General features: G+C 44.5%; 19 protein-coding genes. 2 read left to right on the top strand and 17 right to left on the bottom strand.

Features of this window, described 5'->3' with window-relative positions:
• Window positions 1–7 precede the first annotated feature (7 nt).
• Genes trmB through ICN34_RS07025 form a run of 3 tightly spaced genes read right to left on the bottom strand, consistent with a single transcriptional unit; the run spans window position 8 to window position 2,133 of the window.
• The gene (gene trmB / locus ICN34_RS07035; RefSeq protein ID WP_216121628.1) at window positions 8–787 is read right to left on the bottom strand and encodes a tRNA (guanosine(46)-N7)-methyltransferase TrmB; all 780 of its coding nucleotides are present in this window, start codon (window positions 785–787) and stop codon (window positions 8–10) included.
• Window positions 784–1,248 carry a DUF2721 domain-containing protein gene (locus tag ICN34_RS07030; protein ID WP_072583314.1) on the bottom strand — a complete coding sequence of 155 codons (465 nt, stop codon included), beginning with the start codon at window positions 1,246–1,248 and terminating at the stop codon, window positions 784–786. The genes trmB and ICN34_RS07030 overlap by 4 nt, the downstream gene beginning before the upstream one ends.
• Before the next feature lie 39 nt (window positions 1,249–1,287).
• Window positions 1,288–2,133 (bottom strand): undecaprenyl-diphosphate phosphatase, encoded by an 846-nt coding sequence (locus ICN34_RS07025; protein WP_072583315.1) that lies wholly within the window; start codon window positions 2,131–2,133, stop codon window positions 1,288–1,290.
• 120 nt (window positions 2,134–2,253) lie between these two features.
• On the opposite strand from ICN34_RS07025, the gene ICN34_RS07020 reads away from it, so the two are divergent.
• Window positions 2,254–3,879 carry a TolC family protein gene (locus ICN34_RS07020; protein WP_072583316.1) on the top strand — a complete coding sequence of 542 codons (1,626 nt, stop codon included), beginning with the start codon at window positions 2,254–2,256 and terminating at the stop codon, window positions 3,877–3,879.
• 12 nt (window positions 3,880–3,891) lie between these two features.
• On the opposite strand, the gene waaC is transcribed toward ICN34_RS07020, so the two are convergent.
• The 7 genes from waaC to ICN34_RS06985 are packed head-to-tail and all read right to left on the bottom strand — an operon-like array spanning window position 3,892 to window position 10,614.
• On the bottom strand, window positions 3,892–4,959 hold the full coding sequence (gene waaC, locus ICN34_RS07015; protein ID WP_216121626.1) for a lipopolysaccharide heptosyltransferase I: 1,068 nt from the start codon (window positions 4,957–4,959) through the stop codon (window positions 3,892–3,894).
• Window positions 4,960–5,000: 41 nt separating this feature from the next.
• Window positions 5,001–5,567: a dTDP-4-dehydrorhamnose 3,5-epimerase gene (gene rfbC, locus ICN34_RS07010; protein WP_216121624.1), complete on the bottom strand. Its 567-nt coding sequence runs from the start codon at window positions 5,565–5,567 to the stop codon at window positions 5,001–5,003.
• The gene (gene rfbA, locus ICN34_RS07005; RefSeq protein ID WP_216121622.1) at window positions 5,564–6,493 is read right to left on the bottom strand and encodes a glucose-1-phosphate thymidylyltransferase RfbA; all 930 of its coding nucleotides are present in this window, start codon (window positions 6,491–6,493) and stop codon (window positions 5,564–5,566) included. The genes rfbC and rfbA overlap by 4 nt, the downstream gene beginning before the upstream one ends.
• A 44-nt stretch (window positions 6,494–6,537) precedes the next feature.
• Window positions 6,538–7,512, bottom strand: a complete 975-nt coding sequence (gene rfbD / locus ICN34_RS07000) for a dTDP-4-dehydrorhamnose reductase (RefSeq protein WP_216121620.1) — start codon at window positions 7,510–7,512, stop codon at window positions 6,538–6,540.
• A gap of 7 nt (window positions 7,513–7,519) precedes the next feature.
• Entirely contained in the window at window positions 7,520–8,578 is a 1,059-nt protein-coding gene (gene rfbB, locus ICN34_RS06995) for a dTDP-glucose 4,6-dehydratase (RefSeq protein ID WP_216121618.1), read from the bottom strand.
• Window positions 8,579–8,593: 15 nt separating this feature from the next.
• Window positions 8,594–9,532, bottom strand: a complete 939-nt coding sequence (locus ICN34_RS06990) for a glycosyltransferase family 2 protein (RefSeq protein ID WP_216121616.1) — start codon at window positions 9,530–9,532, stop codon at window positions 8,594–8,596.
• A 20-nt stretch (window positions 9,533–9,552) separates the two neighbouring features.
• A complete protein-coding gene (locus ICN34_RS06985) occupies window positions 9,553–10,614 on the bottom strand; it encodes a glycosyltransferase family 10 domain-containing protein (protein WP_216121614.1) in 1,062 nt (353 codons plus the stop codon).
• 95 nt (window positions 10,615–10,709) lie between these two features.
• On the opposite strand from ICN34_RS06985, the gene ICN34_RS06980 reads away from it, so the two are divergent.
• Window positions 10,710–11,594, top strand: coding sequence for an alpha-1,2-fucosyltransferase (locus ICN34_RS06980; protein WP_216121612.1), 885 nt, complete (start codon window positions 10,710–10,712; stop codon window positions 11,592–11,594).
• Between the two features lie 5 nt (window positions 11,595–11,599).
• Here ICN34_RS06980 and ICN34_RS06975 read toward each other — a convergent pair whose 3' ends face one another.
• The 7 genes from ICN34_RS06975 to ICN34_RS06945 form a co-directional block, all read right to left on the bottom strand.
• Window positions 11,600–12,496 (bottom strand): glycosyltransferase family 2 protein, encoded by an 897-nt coding sequence (locus tag ICN34_RS06975; protein ID WP_216121610.1) that lies wholly within the window; start codon window positions 12,494–12,496, stop codon window positions 11,600–11,602.
• A gap of 26 nt (window positions 12,497–12,522) precedes the next feature.
• Entirely contained in the window at window positions 12,523–13,422 is a 900-nt protein-coding gene (locus ICN34_RS06970) for a DUF6492 family protein (protein ID WP_216121608.1), read from the bottom strand.
• A 15-nt stretch (window positions 13,423–13,437) separates the two neighbouring features.
• Window positions 13,438–14,793 (bottom strand): hypothetical protein, encoded by a 1,356-nt coding sequence (locus tag ICN34_RS06965; RefSeq protein WP_370623981.1) that lies wholly within the window; start codon window positions 14,791–14,793, stop codon window positions 13,438–13,440.
• 13 nt (window positions 14,794–14,806) lie between these two features.
• Window positions 14,807–15,766, bottom strand: a complete 960-nt coding sequence (locus ICN34_RS06960) for an aspartate carbamoyltransferase catalytic subunit (protein WP_216121606.1) — start codon at window positions 15,764–15,766, stop codon at window positions 14,807–14,809.
• On the bottom strand, window positions 15,766–16,266 hold the full coding sequence (pyrR, locus tag ICN34_RS06955; protein ID WP_216121604.1) for a bifunctional pyr operon transcriptional regulator/uracil phosphoribosyltransferase PyrR: 501 nt from the start codon (window positions 16,264–16,266) through the stop codon (window positions 15,766–15,768). Before pyrR ends, ICN34_RS06960 begins: the two co-directional genes overlap by 1 nt.
• 61 nt (window positions 16,267–16,327) lie before the next feature.
• The gene (gene ruvX, locus ICN34_RS06950; protein ID WP_072583329.1) at window positions 16,328–16,735 is read right to left on the bottom strand and encodes a Holliday junction resolvase RuvX; all 408 of its coding nucleotides are present in this window, start codon (window positions 16,733–16,735) and stop codon (window positions 16,328–16,330) included.
• Entirely contained in the window at window positions 16,728–17,267 is a 540-nt protein-coding gene (locus tag ICN34_RS06945; RefSeq protein WP_237767771.1) for a YqgE/AlgH family protein, read from the bottom strand. Before ICN34_RS06945 ends, ruvX begins: the two co-directional genes overlap by 8 nt.
• Window positions 17,268–17,317 lie beyond the last annotated feature (50 nt).

Below are 17,317 nucleotides of genomic sequence, written 5' to 3'. Positions count from 1 at the left end.
TTTACTTTTATTTTTTCTTGTAGACCAGATCCCAAACACCGTGGCCTAGCTTGATGCCACGGTTTTCAAACTTCGTCACTGGGCGATAGTCTGGGCGCACGACATAACCCTGATGCTCGGCATTGAGCTGTTCAAGAGTAGGTTTAAATTCATTACAAACCTCACCAGGCTTAGCAATATCCTCAGCGGTGAAAGTTTCTACTTTCATCAATTCACTGGAAGTATTTTGCAAAGTAGTTTCGGCATTCAGAACCAAGAGCATTTGCTCGGCATAGTTATGCCAATCGGTAGCTAAATGTAAATAGCCACCCGGCTTTAATCTAGAGACTAAAAGTCTTACAAATTCAGACTGAATTAAACGACGCTTATGGTGACGCTTCTTATGCCAAGGATCTGCAAAGTAAATATGAATACCATCCAGTAAATCCGGCGCCAGCATATTCTCCAAAACTTCAACAGCATCATGGCGTATGAGCCTGAGATTAGTAAGATTGTTTTCGCCTATGAGCTTCAGCAAGGCGCCTACGCCAGGAGGATGAACCTCGATCGCCAAAAAGTCATCATCCGCTCTCAAGGCGGCAATCTTAGCGGTGGTCTCGCCCATACCAAAGCCAATCTCCAATATCTTTGGTTTAGTTGAGCCGTTAAATGCTTCAATTAAATTGAGATTAGATGCTTGATAAGGCAGTAAAAACTGGGGTCCCAATTCTTCAATTGCGCGCTGCTGACCAGCGGTAGTTCTTCCAGCCCTTAATACGAATGAGCGAATTCTATCCGTTCTCTTCATTTATCAAAGCCATTCGGCGTATTCCAGCCTGCTGAGCGATAGGCATAAACAACCTCAGCTAGAACAATGGATAAAGAGGTCATAAAAAAGATGAGGCCTAGTACAAATGTCCAAATGACATAGGCTGTCTGCAATGAACGCACCGCGCCCGCTTGAAAGAAAAATAATTCAAGAACCGTTAAGGAAATAAAAACACCGCTGAGAACATCAAAAAAGATAGCGGCGGTACAAAGTCGACCCCGGATTTGAGCTTCATCAGCCTCTTTATGCATGTGCTGCAGCATTGCCGCATCCGTTACCTCGCCCAGGTTAATGGAATGTCGAATCGCGCGCATACGATCGACTGAACGAGCTAAGCGTCCAGAAATCGCATTAATCAAAGTTGCTACGGCAGTTAACAAAAATACAGGGGCTAGTGCCAGCTGAATGTTATTGGTGATTGCGTCTATTGATACATCCATATTGAAATGCCTTAACTTTGATGAGGGGTATTGGTTAGATCAGTGAGACCAAGCGATCAATCCACTGTAAGCAGTCAATAACACTAACAAGCCAAAAGCGATTCGATACCAAGCAAATGGAATGAAATTATGGTGTGCTACATAATGAATTAACCAGCGAACGCAGATAAATGCAGAGAGAAAGGCGGCAATGAAACCAACAATAGTAGCTAGAGTAAATTCACCGGAGAAAGCTACTGGCGCCTTCCAAAGCTTGAGCAACTCATAAGCAGTAGCGCCACCAATCACTGGTATGGCCAAGAAGAATGAGAACTCAGTTGCAACAGCGCGAGGCAAACCAAATAACATGCCGCCAATAATAGTTGCGCCCGAGCGAGACGTTCCTGGAATCAAAGCCGCACATTGCGCTAAGCCGACTTTGAGTGCATCCAAGGGAGTAAGGTCATCCACTGATTTAATGTGACTAGATACATCAGTCCGAATTTGCTGACGACGTTCAGCCCAAAAAATAACTAAGGCCCCCACAATAAAAGCGCTTGCTACAGGAATCGGCGAAAACAACACTGCCTTAATATGCTTGCCAAATAAGAAGCCCAAGCCCATTGCAGGAATAGAAGCGATTAATAAGTTCAGTACAAAGCGACGGGCAATGGGGCTACCCGAGAACGAGGCGACAACTTTCATGAGTTTCTGGCGAAACTCCCAGCAAACCGCCAAAATAGCGCCAAACTGAATAATGACCTCAAAAGCCTTGCCTCGATCATCATTGAAGTTGAGTAAATCCCCAACCAAAATCAGGTGCCCAGTACTAGAGATCGGCAAAAACTCGGTTAGCCCCTCTACCACCCCCAGAATGACTGCTTTAAGTAACAAAATTAGATCCATAGCCCAAATTTTATAGGTATCTAGAGGTAACGTAGGGTATTTGGCAAAATAGCATCTAAATGAGCATTTTGAATAAATTAGCCTTAAACTGCATGGCACATTAAAAAGTATCCGAATTACATGACCCCAACCCGCTTTAGACTTTCTCGACTTACCGCCTTTGGTTTGATCCTCAGTCAAGCGCTCGGTCTCGGCACCTGGTCATTCGACGCCCTTGCGCAAAGCCCTAGCGCGGCCCCTAGACCAGCCTTACCCACCCCAATGAGTGCATCGACCCTGATTGGCTTAGAGCAGCCACCACAGATAGCGCCACCACCTAATAAGACTGCATTACCTGATAGTGCAACCCCATCCTATCTTGGAAATAACAATTCAGGTAATAGCAATGCTCAATACAATGACCTCATTCAGCTTTATCAAGATGCCGCGTTTAGCGATCCAGTTTTAAACGCTGCGCGCTTTAACTATCAGGCGAGCAAAGAGCTCTTCTGGCAAGGCCTCTCTTTATTACTACCTCAAGCTAATGCAACACCTAGTGGTACGCGTTACTACCAGCATGGCGCTGGGTCTACAGTAGTCTCCACAGGCGCAGGCAACTCCCGTGTATTTGACCAGAAGAGCTACACTGTTACTCTCACCCAGCCTGTTTTTAACGTAGCTGCACTCGAGGCTTTTAAGCAAGGCGATCTGAATACCAAGATTGCTGATATGAATTTCTTTCAAGCTCAGCAAGATTTAATTCTGAGAGTTTCACAAGCTTACTTTGATGCACTGACAAGCCAAGACAATGTGGCACTCTATCGCAACAAGAAAGACCTGATTAAGCAACAGTTAGATGTTGCTCAAGCCAAGTTTGATGCAGGCCTTGCAACCATTGTGGACGTCAATACAGCTCAAGCAAGCTTTGATCTCACCGTCTCACAGGAGATTGCCGCGCAAGCAGATTTAGTTGTAAAAAAAGGGGTTTTAGAGCAATTAGTTGGGCACCCAGTTGGCGCACTCAAGCCTTTAGTGAAAGCAGCCAAAATTGATGGTGTTCTGAAAGATCCCCGTAGCAAAAGTAAAGAAAATAAAAGCGCCACCCTTGTTGATAACGTCAATCCAGTACTGCCGCCTGGTCAAACTTTAGATGACTGGATTAATCAAACGGAAGCCGCAAACTTTAAAGTCTTAGCAAGTCAGCTTTCTGTTAGCTTGGCCGAAAGCACTTATCGCGCAGCCCAGGCTTTGAACTATCCCTCACTGAATTTAGTGGGCACTTCAGGCTACAACACTTCAAACGGCACACCGAATAGCTACACACCAGCTCAAACTAACGTCTATAACAATACTATTGCGTTACAAATGAGCATTCCATTGGTTTCTGGTGGCTTCAATAGCTCTGTCATTAGACAGAATGCTGCACTAGTAGATACCGCTAAAGCCAACTATGACAATGCAAGACGTACTGCAGCACAAAATACGCGCGCAGCATTCACTGGCTTCTATGGTGGTCTCGCGAGCGTTAAAGCCTATGAAGCGGCAGAGAGATCTTCAGAATCCGCTGTTGAATCTAGTCGACTAGGCTTTCAGGTTGGAACTTTAATTAATATCGACGTATTAATTGCAGTCGATACCTTATTTACTACCCGTTCCCTGCTGCAGCAAGCGCGCTACAGTACAGTCTTGAATGCGCTCAAACTCAAAGCAAGTGCGTCTAGCCTATCCGATGAGGATTTGTTGGCGATTAATTCTCTGCTGCGTTAAGCCTGCGCAACTTTAAGGCAGTAAATTCATAGAAGCTTTAATCACTTCTGCCACACTAGGTGGTGCTTGAATATCACCCACATTACGAATATTCTCAGACCAATAACCTTCGGTCTTCCATCTCGGTGAATCGCAATAAATTTCGACTGTTGGCTTACCCAACACTGCAGCTAAATGGGTCAAGCCCGTATCTACACCAACTGTGAGTGCAGCACCCGCAATGACTGTGAAAGCATTCTCAATTGAAAATGCAGGAGGGACTATCGCGCCCGGTATTTGACCCGCAATTTGAACGCTGACATCTCTCTCAGCAGCACTTCCCCAGGGAAGTACGATCTCGTATCCCTTGCTAGATAACTCTTTACCCAGCATTACCCAATTCTTATTCGACCAACGTTTTGCTTCTCTAGCAGTCGAGTGAAAACATAGAACATAGGGAGACTTCAATTTCTCAAAGATGCTTAATCCACTCGCATTTAGAGAATCAACGTAGTTCTGTGGATAGAATTTTGGGGCGCTAGCACGATCAACCAGGGGCCAATCTAAAGCCGAGCACATTACCCAACGCGAACGATCTACAGCGTGACACTGAGTGGGTACCTGGACCGATTGATTGTAAAAATATCGGGCTATCGGCTCGTAACCAGAAAACTCGGTTGCATTGGCAAGTCCTGCAATCACTACATTTGCGGATTTGCTAGCCAAAGAACAAACAATGGCTGATTTAAGCAGTCCTTGAGTTTCAATAATGACGTCATAAGAAACCTCTTGCAGCTCTTTTTTGAATCTAAAAAATTGCTGCCATGTTGACGCCTTGAGAAGATTCTTTTTCCAGCGACGTAAACCAACTGGAATGATGCGATCGATACCCCTAAATCCATCACGACTCAAAAGTGGCTCAAGCAAATGAACATACCCCTCCTCAACTACCCAGTCAATTTGGGCATGCGGTAGGCGTGCACGCAAATCCCAAACAATCGGTAGGTTATGAAGTACGTCTCCCAATGAGGAGAGCTTCACCAACAAAATCTTAGGATTGGCAGAATGATTTACCGCGGAGGTAGAAGATACAGCGCTCATATGAGCATTATCTTATCTTTTTAAGAGCGCCTGATATTGAATTAGAACTTCGGGGCTGCATCCCATGAATAGCCAGCTGCATCTTTAGCATTCATATTGGGCTGAACGCCAGCAGGCAAAGGCCATTCAATAGCAACCGTTGGATCATTCCAGGCAAGACAGGCCTCACTTTGCGGGTGGTAGTAATCGGTGGTTTTATATAAAAATTCTGCCGTTTCTGAAAGCACTAAAAAGCCGTGTGCAAGTTTTGCTGGAATCCATAGCTGCTTATGATTCTGCGCGCTGAGCTCAACACCAACCCATTTTCCATAAGTTGGAGAATCTTTTCGGATATCTACTGCAACATCAAAGACGCTACCAGCGACGACTCGCACTAATTTACCCTGAGTCTGCTCTAGCTGATAGTGCAAACCACGCAAAGTCCATTGACGAGAAAAGGAATGGTTGTCCTGAACAAATTCAATATCAAGTCCGGTTGCTTTAGCAAAGTCTTCTGCATTAAACGATTCAGTAAACCAACCGCGCTCGTCACCAAATACTTTTGGCTCTAGGATGAAAACATCATGAATAGCGGTTGGCGTTATTTGCAATTTAGAAGGGGTGCTCATTTGCTAGTCTTCTTGGCGGATAGAGAGATAGGTTGTGCAGAAGTGTTGAGCTCATTCAAAATCTTGCCAAGATACTGTCCATAACTATTTTTACTTAGCTGTGCTGCCACTTTTTGAACTGCTTCTGCAGTGATCCAGCCTTGACGATAAGCAATCTCTTCGGGGCAGGCAACCATTAGTCCCTGGCGCTTCTGCAGCGTGGCGATAAAGCCAGCAGCATCGAGCAATGAGTCGTGAGTTCCCGTATCCAACCAGGCAAAGCCACGGCCCATGATTTCTACGCTTAATTCATTCTTTTCTAGGTAAACACGATTTACATCGGTAATCTCAAGCTCCCCACGAGCGCTAGGCTTAATCGAGGCCGCAATGTCGCACACTTGATTGTCATAAAAATACAAACCAGTAACTGCGTAACTACTTCTTGGCTTTAGAGGCTTCTCTTCAATCGATAGTGCTTTGTAATCTTTATCAAACTCAACCACACCATAGCGCTCAGGATCATTCACGTGATATGCAAACACTGTTGCGCCAGTACTGCGATCGTTTGCACTATCCAATTGATCTACCAATTCATGACCATAAAAAATATTGTCGCCAAGAACTAAGGCACTAGGATTATTTCCTACGAAATTCTTACCCAAAGTAAATGCTTGTGCCAAACCATCTGGTGAAGGCTGCACACAATATTCAATATTGAGACCCCACTGTGAACCATCGCCCAATAACTCCGAGAAGCGAGGTGTGTCATGCGGGGTAGAAATAAGCAAAATGTCACGAATACCAGCCAACATTAAAGTGCTTAAAGGGTAATAAACCATCGGCTTGTCATAAACCGGCATTAGTTGCTTAGAGACAGCCTGAGTAACTGGGTACAGACGAGTTCCAGACCCGCCAGCCAAAATAATGCCCTTACGATTTACACTCATGCAAATTACCCCTATTTAGTACCTCAGGCAGCAAGAGGGGTTTTTTAGATCAAACCGTCCGCAGCAAGCTTGGATACGTATTCTTGAACCATGCCATCCCAAACTGGGAAATTTGGCACATTTTGAAGTTCATTATAAGAGTTTGAAGCTTTCAAAAGACCGCCTTCTAGGGCGCGACGCAATTTAGTGCTATCCATACGGGAATTCATTGGTCGTGGGGCTGGCAAGGGGTATTCGGTAGCCGGAATGGGCTTAATAGCCTCAGGCCTTGCTTTCAGTGTGATTCCCGCATCAAGGGCAGCCTGAATCGCCAAACAGGCTAATCCATGCCAGGTGGTTTCCCCCGAAGGAACTGCATGATAGATACCGGAAGTAAATTGCTTGATTTGGAACTCTTGATTTAACACCAAGTCTAGACTCACCTGAGCAAGCCAATTTGCGCTAGTTGGAACACCATGCTGATCATGAATGACTTTGAGCTCTTTACGATCCTTTGCTAAACGCAACATTGTTCTGATGAAATTACCGCCATCGCCATAAACCCAGCTTGTTCTGAAAATTGCAAACTGCCCTAGTGCTGAATTTGCAAAAGCCTTTTCTATAGCAAGCTCGCCAGCTGCTTTACTTTTTCCGTAAATACCTAAGGGATTGCGTTCATCATCCTCTGCGTACCAGCCATCTTTATTGCCATCAAAAACATAATCAGTGGAATAGTGCAAAAAAGTGGCGCCATGTTGAGAAGCATATTGCGCCATGGATTCTGGCGCTCGCGCATTAATGGCGTATGCCATATCAATCTCAGTCTCAGCTTTATCAACGGCCGTATAAGCAGAAGCATTGATGATGAGGCTTGGCTTTTCTACAGCAAGCAAAGCATTAAGAGCCTCGCCGTTACTGAGATCGCATTCAGTGCGACCAACATACTGAATATTCACTTCATCCGGAAGTGCTACAGCATCAAAAAGCACTCGGAAGGCTTTACCTAGTTGACCATCCTTACCAAATACCAGAATATTCATTGGAAACTTAGTTGTATTGCTTTTGGACCCAGTCGCGATAAGAGCCACTTACTACGCCCTCAATCCAAACTGGATTATCCAAATACCACTGAACGGTTTTACGAATACCGGTATCAAAGGTTTCTGCAGGGCGCCAGCCAAGCTCACGCTCCACCTTGCTAGCATCAATCGCATAACGGCGATCATGGCCAGGGCGATCTTTTACAAAAGTAATTTGCTCTGCATATGGCTTGCCGTCAGCACGTGGCTTGAGCTCATCCAAAATACGACAAATCGTTTTCACAACATCGATATTGGCTTTTTCATTCCAGCCGCCAATGTTATAGGTCTCGCCCAATTTACCTTTAGCCAATACTTCACGAATTGCCGAACAGTGATCGCCAACGTATAGCCAATCTCGAATTTGTTGGCCATCGCCATAAATGGGCAAAGGCTTGCTATTAAGTGCATTCAATATCACTAAGGGAATCAACTTCTCTGGGAAGTGATAAGGGCCATAGTTATTGGAGCAATTGGTAGTGACTACTGGGAACCCATAGGTATGGAACCAAGCCCGTACCAAATGATCTGAAGCTGCTTTGGACGCTGAATAAGGACTGTTTGGCTCGTAAGGATTAGTTTCCGTGAAAGCAGCATCAGTCAACGATAAAGAGCCATACACTTCATCGGTGGATACATGATGAAAGCGGAATCCCTCTTTCTCTTTTCCTTCAAGAGAATTCCAATACTCGCGTGCGCACTCTAATAAATTAAATGTACCGACAATATTCGTGGTTACAAATTCAGCCGGCCCATGAATTGAGCGATCCACATGGCTCTCGGCAGCAAAGTTGACGATGGCGCGTGGCTTATGTTCTTTCAGCAACTTAGCAACCAACTCTTTATCACCAATATCGCCATGAACAAAGACATGGCGTGGATCATTTTTTAAAGAGTCAAGTGTGGCCAAGTTGCCGGCATACGTTAATTTATCTAAATTAATAATGCCTTCATTACCTGGAACTTTCAGCCAATCCAAGACAAAATTGCCACCAATAAAACCTGCGCCGCCTGTTACCAAAATCATTTGATTGCCTCTAATTTAAGGGGTATGCATCAATTGTAGATACTTGTTAAAGCGTTTCTTACCAAATATCAAAATGCCTAATTTTTTAATGAGCTTTACTGCGCCCCTAGGCTTAGGAAGCACTACAGGCTCATCAGATCCAGATGCCTTATTACAGTTAATCAAAGCAGGATTAATAAAGATCCGGAAACCCTTTTGTCGCAACTCCCGATGAAACGGAGTATGGTCAGCAACATCTATGCCTCCAGCCTCTGAATCGGTGCCGGCATATCTACCCGCCAGAAATGCTTCGCGCTTGTAGATTCCCAGACCACCAAATGCAGAATCCACTTCAATGAGGTCTGCGCGAGGATCAATCACCACTTGCTTGCAACCAAGCGCAATCTCAGTGGCTGCCTTGTCGCCCAGGATGACTTCTAAGCGATGCTTTTGCTCCCAGCAATCCATGGGGTTCCAATGGGGATGGCTTAAAGCCCAAATATCATAGTAACCACCAAGCTGGTTGGCCGTAATAACATCCCACGGTTCATCCACCTCCCAGCATTGAGCAATTTTTTCTTGAGTAACTAGACCGTTCATACCATCCAAATCGGCCATCGCGACGTAATCTATATTTTGGTATTTTGGATCACTCGCTACTGCATCAATAATTAAATTTCTAGCGTATGCAATCCGATCCGTTCTTTTTGGAAGTTTTTTGCTGAGTTGACCAGCGGTGATGAATGAGAAATTCTTGAATTTCTTAGACATCTCCTCCAGTCTTTGCAGGGTATCGTCACTAGAATCACTCTCAACAATAAAACAATAGACTGCTTTAAATTGACCAAGGCTCGTCAGAACCTTTTCAATATCATTAGCAATATGGTTAGAGGCATTTCTGACGGGGCCAGCCAACAATATCTCCGATTCAGCGATAGGCTTCCTAGATCGTGAGCTTAAGTTTATTAAAGTCATAACGAATTATTGCACGGCTACTAGCGCTTAAGACCAGCCACAATGCAGTTAGCAAAGCTCTCAGAGGTATACGAGGTAAAGCCTGAGCCCTTCAAGAACTGAATAGCAGCCTCTTGATAAGAGGCAAAGGTTTGCGCAGTCATAGTGCTAATAAATTGATTTAGCTCACTGTAATCAGCGAATTTTCGGAAATCAATAAAACAGTCAGATGGAATCGCATGAGCTACATTAGCTTCTCCCCAATAAATAGGAATGCAGCCAGCAAATAAACAGTCAAAGATCTTTTCGGTTAAATAACCCGGAATATCTCTCGCATTCTCAAAACAAATGCAAAACTTGGTTTTACTCAAAACTTCATGCTTAGTTGTTGCGGGCCCTTGGTAACTAGGAAATACTGGCTTTGAGGTAATCCAGGGATAAATTTTTTCCATGCGGTAACGCAGCTTGCCTAGTTTACCCAATCGCTTTTGTGGCACCTTCCAACCGTTGCCATAAAGTTTTAATTCTCCTGACGCGTGCTTTTCAAACCAACGAACCGCTCGCACCCTTTCTGAATAGAGCTCTCGGTCATCATGCGCATTAGCATGCCGGTTGCTGCCAATCAAACAGACCAAATCTGGTCGCTGAGCAAATGGCAAGCTGACAAAGTCTTGTCCGCACTCTGACGGGATGGGATTGGGGTGGAATATTTCAATGAAGCGTTCGGCAGAAATAGTTCTTCCTTGATCATCCGAAAAGCCTTTTTCAAGTAAATCCTTATTCCAAGTAAAAATGCCATCGAAATGATTGAGATATTGATATTCAGCATTTCTGGGGACGGTCAGCGGTGTCTCATACAGAATTAAATAATTTTTCTTAATGGATGTGGAAACAAAGTCGATAGACTCAACATAGAGTCCGAAATCTGGACTTACACCATTCTTCTCATTGACGTCTGCAGTATGTAACTCGACATCTTGACTCAGTGCCACTTCCTGCAAAACACGCATTGGCTCGAGACAATTGTCTCGATTACGTAGGCTTTGAGGGTTGAAAATGTCATCTTCCCCGTTTTCCCAACCGTAAATACTGCCAATCAGCATAAAAGACCTATTTATATGGAATATATAAAGAATGGAGGCTCTACGTTTTTAGCAAATGCACCAAAAGCCCCATCTAATGTTTTAATTATAAAGTTATGAATATCATCGCACAGCTACAGGGTGGACTTGGCAATCAACTCTTTCAATATGCCACCGGAAGGGCCCTTGCCCTGCAAAAACAAGTTCCATTGCTGCTTGACCATAGCTGGTATACCCAAACCTATGATGATGTGACTCCTCGAGAGCTAATGCTGAGTGAATTAAATACCAAAGGTTCATTAATTTCCTTTCAGCCAAAGATTAAGCGCCCCAAACGCATACAACGCATTGCGCAAAAATTCTGGCCAATCACTCCGTTTATCTTTACAGAGCAAGCTCCTTATCGATTTGATCCTCGACTAAGTAAGTCACCTGCTTTTAAACAGCAGAACCTCTATCTCATGGGCTATTGGCAGTCTTATAAATACTTTGAGAGTATTAAGTCGATTATTCAAAGTGAAATTAGTCCAAAAAAGTCTCTCGACAGCCATTACCAAAACTATCTTCAGCAAATTCAAGCGACTAATTCAGCCATGGTGCACGTGCGCCGCGGTGATTATGTGAATCTAGCTAGCGCTGCAAAAGTACATGGCTTCGTTGGCCTTGATTACTATCATACGGGCATGAAGCTATTGCTGGAGCAAAGTCCAGAAACCCATTTTTTTGTTTTCTCAGATGACATTACATGGGCAAAAGAAAATCTTCCATACCCAGAAAGAGCTACATTCATACAGTCACTCAATAGCAGTGATGCTGTTATTCAAGAACTTGAACTCATGACTCATTGCCAGAATCATTTGATTGCCAATAGCTCTCTCAGTTGGTGGGCGGCATGGCTTAGCAAGAATCCAAACGGCACCATTTACTGTCCAAAAAAATGGATGAATGACACCAGCCTGGATTTAAATGATCTACTTCCGCCTAGTTGGAAGCGTATTTAACCCACCTAAGCTAGTCGCCCATAAAGACTGACAACAGTCGACACCATCAAGCGCTCTAGCCTAGTGAATGGTGTCAGAACGCCATTTCCACGGAACTGGAAGCGCGCATAGATCTCGTAGTTAGCTCCGACAGAAATATTGGGAATTTTATGATTCAACTGCATTAAGAATGGAATAGCTATTTTCATCCTGTTACTAAAACTCAACGATCTTGGAGCAAAAGAGGGCCCAATACCGAGGCCCGCCAAGTAATACTCTCGACTCTTTTTAAAAATCGTGTTTGTCTCGGAATTCTGGACTTGACTAGTCTGCCGATCGTGAATCCTGTAAGTAATCAACCTCTCTTTTAAATTGGCGAAGCGACATCCAGCCAAAGCCAGATCTATCCATAATGAATAATCCTCAGCATAATCTTTACCAATTTTATAGGGGTGTGTCTTAAATACTTCCGCCCTACCCATTACCGCAGGATTGCAAAGTGGGCTAGAGATTGTCATGAGTGCTCGAATATCTGCGTCTGAATAGCGCTCCTTAGATGCCTTTTTTTTGCCAGTCGCCTCATATAACGAGTAATAGGCGCCTCCACATATATCAACTTGATTTAAATCCAAGAAATTAACTTGGGCCTGAAGACGATGAGGCAAAGCAATGTCATCGGAATCTAAAAAGGCTATATAGCGTCCTCGCGATGCAGCAACTAATTGATTGCGAGATTTGACCAAACCCTGATTTTCTTGAAGTTCAATCCTATAAATACGAGGATCTTTAAATTGATCGATTACTTGGCCTGTCTTATCCTTTGAGCCATCATTCAAGATAATGAGCTCAAAATTAGTAAAGTCCTGCTGCAAGATACTTTCGATTGCGGCAGCTATATGTTTCTCAGCGTTAAATGCTGGCATAAGAACACTAACAACGGGAGCCTTCATCAGAAAAAACTTTGCAAGTATCTAACAAGGCGCTTTAAGCGTTTGAGTGCGCGTGAGGGAAGTGATTTTTGTGAAGCGCCGAAATTCAACTCAGATTCCCAAGCGGACTGATAAATAATCCCCATGTAATGCTTTGCAACCTTAGCTTCAGTTTCACCTAGGCGCCTCATTAAGAAATACTGCCAATCGTAGTGATAGATCCGAAACAAGGGCTCAATCGCAATCAGCGGAATAGCGTGGAACTTTAGGAGGGTTTCTCCATAAATCAAAGTCTCAGGATGTTCCGGGGTGATCAAATCCCAAATGCTCATACCCTGAGGTTGCAGAAATTGTGTATCCAATGATTGCCATACCTTGGCAGACCAAATAAACGGGGCTGGCGCGCAATAAAAATTAGGCCCTACACGGCCAAATAATTTTTGCACGCGGTCCGCTTCAGCTCTAAGATCTCTCTCCACTTTATCTTGACCACGATTGGACGCAATCTGAAAAAGCTCTTTGTTCTGATGCAGGACTGTGTAAGGCACGCCATCTACAGATAAGAAATCAGATTGATGAAAATCTCGAATAAATAAACTATCGGAATCTAGGCATAAATAGTTTTCAGATAAGCCTAAGCGCCAAAACTCAGATTTCACAATCTGCTGTGACAAGCCGCCCGGCATAGCCCGATACTTTTCAAAACTAGCCTTAGGATTAGCAGTCACAATATCTTCATCAGCCACCCAGGTATAACCCTCTTGCCCCAAAACTTCTATGAGAAGTGCTTGATCTGTTTTTGGAGTAGAAATATAAAAAGGAAGGCGATCAACATTGAACTTATTGATAGAGTCCAACAGGCGTTTTAGACGCAGAAGATCCCTTGAATAGGATTTGCAGTAAAGAACAAAATCTTTCAAACGATATTCCTGTTGTTATTGAGAGTGGCTTTGTACATTCGTCAATATTGTATTAACAGCCTGATCAACGCCAATCGGCTTCCATACTGGCTCAATTAAATGTTTTCCCTGCCAGTCTAACCAAATTCTCTCTATGGCCATGGCAATTCGCTCAGAATCGCCTTCAGGACTTAAATATGCCCCTCTATCAAGCAACATTTGATCCAGCTGTGGATTGCGGTGGGTAATACCCCAGATAGGACGACCGGCCCAGAGGTAATCGTAGAACTTAGAGGGAATGTACTCGGCACACCACTCATCATTACCATGCAGCAATATTAAAACATCTGCCTCTTGCATCTTCTCGACAACTCGCTCGCGCCCAGACTTTCCGCTGACAGGATCTTTTTCTAAACGACCATGCGCAAGCAATACATCAGAAAATTCCAATTGATTGATTGCCTCAAGCGATAGAGAGTCTAGAGGAGCACCATACGCATGGACACGAATTAAATTTCTAGCTTCTGGATATTTCTTAAACAGAGGAATCAGGCCATTCAATACAGTTGAAAGTGATCGGTCATTGGCTAGCGAACCAAAATGACAAAGATTGAGTTGGGAGGTGTAAGAATGCGCCCTATTGGCATTAAGACTGCCAGGAGGCTCAGCACCAGGGGTGACTACAAAGCCATGAGCATTGTGAGGTGTATTGAGATTGGGATTACGCACCTTTACATAATGCAAAGCTCCTTCAGTAAACCACCAAACCTTGTCAGAAAAACGAGTGAGTTGGTTTTCTAAATAATGCCTAAATCGAGCATCGCGGTTTTTAGGTTTCTCAAATCCTGGATCACTGGGATTCTTACGAATGACTAATGGGTCATGTACTTCGGAAATCAATTCAATACCGGTTGCTTTCTTGAGCCATACGCCAGCTAAGTGAGCAGACCAAGCGCTCCCAACAGACATCACCACATCAACTTTACCTGCACGAATGAGCCTCCAGCCATGTAAAAAGGCTGGCAACGCCCATGACCATTGACTGGAGTAGCCAAGGCAAAGCTTCTCAATTGCAATGAGTGGCGCCAATAGGATCGAAACCGTTCTAGTAGTGATCTTGTAGATGAATCCACGGCCATATTTATTAGCCACCCAATGACGAAAGTCAAAACGAAAGCCTGAAGGACCCCAAGCAATAAATTGGTAATGCGGAAAGCGCTGATCTTTGATACCAGTGATGGCACTGAACACAATCGGCTCAACACCCGCTTCTAATAAATAAGGTATTTTGTCGGTAATGGTTAAGCTAGCTGCACGACCATCCATATTGAATGCATGAGTCAAAATCAACCAACGCTTTTTTTCAGTCACAGCAGGCAAAGAAATAGTCACTCAAATGGCTCGACTAGTTGCCAGCAACAATGGACATGACAGCCATACGCACCGCAATACCAAAGGTTACTTGATTCAAGATGACGGATTGAGGACCATCGGCGACGATTGAATCAATCTCAACGCCGCGATTCATGGGGCCAGGATGCATCACGATGGCATCGGCTTTGGCTAAGGCAAGGCGAGTAGGGTTTAAGCCATACTGCTTAAAGAAAGCATCACCCTCGGGAACCTGACCAGCCTCCATACGCTCCTTTTGAATGCGCAGTGTCATCACGACATCCACATCCTTTAAGCCTTCTTCCATGCTATGGAACACTTTGACACCCAACATATTTAGATCGCTTGGAAGCAGGCTTTCTGGACCAATCGCACGAATGTCTTCGCAACCCAAAGTCGTAAGGGCATGGATATTCGATTTAGCAACGCGGCTATGAACAATATCGCCCACAATCGCCACTTTCAAACCTTTAAAGCTTTGCTTAAAGTGACGCATCGTATACATATCCAACAATCCTTGCGTTGGATGTTGATGGCTACCATCACCTGCATTCACAACGTGAACATGTGCTGGTACGTGATTCGCGATTTCAATGGGGGCTTTAGATACGCTATGACGCACCACAAAAATATCAGCCTGCATTGCCACTAGATTATCAATGGTGTCGAGCAAGCTCTCACCCTTGGCTGTAGACGAGGTTGAAATATCTAAATTAATCACATCTGCTGATAAACGCTTAGCAGCGATTTCAAAAGTGGTTCTAGTACGAGTAGAGTTTTCAAAGAACAGATTAAATACGCTTTTGCCGCGCAGTAACGGGACCTTCTTCACCTCGCGGGCAGGATCTGTCACGCTCACAAACTGTTGCGCAGTATCTAAAATATGCAGAATCTGCTCCTTAGGCAAGCCCTCTAGAGTGAGAAGATGCGTTAGTTCTCCAGCCGCATTAAATTGATTCACTAGCTGACTCATTACTCACGCCCCTCTAGCTGAAAGCTGAACTTGCCAGCGGTATCTTTTTCTAAAACCAGAATTTGGTTTTCCGGAACCTGTACCTGCTCACCTACAAAATTAGCGGTTATTGGTAATTCACGATTTCCTCGATCAGCAAGGACCATGAGCTCGACTTGCGCAGGCCTTCCAAAATCAAATAACTCATTGAGAGCTGCTCGAACAGTTCTACCAGTAAGCAACACATCATCAATCAAAATGACATTGGCACCGTTTACATCAAAAGGTAAATGCGTAGTCATAGTGCTAGCAGTACGTAAAGCAGTCATGCCTTTTTCTGCGTAGTCATCCCGATGAAAAGCGACATTAATTATTCCAAAGTGTGGAAGCCCTAAATCATGGGCGAGCCGCTCGGCAATCCATGCACCACCCATAGCAAGGCCAGCAAGCTCAAAAGAGCCCTCTTGCGCTCTCTTGCGCAAGTTCTCTAGTAATTTTCCGTATAACTGTTCAGCATTCATTCTCTGGTCCGGACTCTATATAAGATCTATTTCTTTTTCTAGCGATTAACTTAATCTAACTTCAGGGCTTCACGTTATGTTCTGCAAAATACTGCTCCAAAATGAGGGCTGCAGAGTGCGCATCTAGATTGTCGTGCATCTTGGAGTCCCCCTCCAAAACTGCAGAGGTATAGCGCTCATCTACCCAGAAAACCGGCAACTGAAAGCGGCCATGCAACTGATTGCCGAAGCGGACCGCCTTTCCAGTCATTTCATGGGGGGTGCCGTCTGGGTGGACTGGTCGGCCAACCACCAATTGGTCTGGCTGCCACTCTTTCAAGAGTTTCTCAATCACCTGAAAAAGAACGTCACTACTTGGCGCTGCAATGGTCTTCAAAGCTTGGCCTGCTTTTGTCACAGAGTTTCCGACTGCCACACCCACTCTACGAGTTCCGTAATCAAATGCCATCAGCGTCAATGCGTCAGGCATGCCCAGCCTCTCCAGACAGATGAGACAAATCAAAACCTAAGTGACTCACAGATTTTTCATAACGCTGGCTTGATGGGGTATTGAAAATGATCTCAATCATTTGTTCACGTGCTAGCGGCACATTCATCCAGCCGTTCAGCGTAATCTCTTCCTCAAGCTGACCAGCGCCCCAGCCGGCATAACCTAAGGTCATCAAAAAATGTTGCGGACCTTTGCCGGCAGCTACAGCTTCAAGGACGTCCTTGGATGTAGTCATCGTCAAGCCGCCCGGAATAATTAATGAAGAACTATAAGGCGAGAGTGCATCAGACTCATGCAAAACAAAGCCGCGCTCTATTTGAACTGGGCCACCAAAATATACCGGCTGCTTTAATAAAGGGGCAATCTCCAATTTCAACTCAATCTTGTCAAAGAGCGTTTCCAAATCGACCTCAGTAGGCCGATTGATGACCAAACCCATCGCACCCCTCTCGGTATGCTCAAACAGGTAAATCACAGAACCAGCAAAATTAGGGTCCACCATGCCCGGCATAGCAATTAAAAACTGATTGGCGAGATGGTCTGCGGAAAAGGAAATTGATG

The sequence above is a fragment of the Polynucleobacter sp. Tro8-14-1 genome (genome assembly GCF_018881655.1).
Taxonomy (GTDB): domain Bacteria; phylum Pseudomonadota; class Gammaproteobacteria; order Burkholderiales; family Burkholderiaceae; genus Polynucleobacter.
The sequence above is the reverse complement of the archived record's forward strand: the minus strand, read 5'-3'. Positions and strand labels throughout refer to the sequence as shown.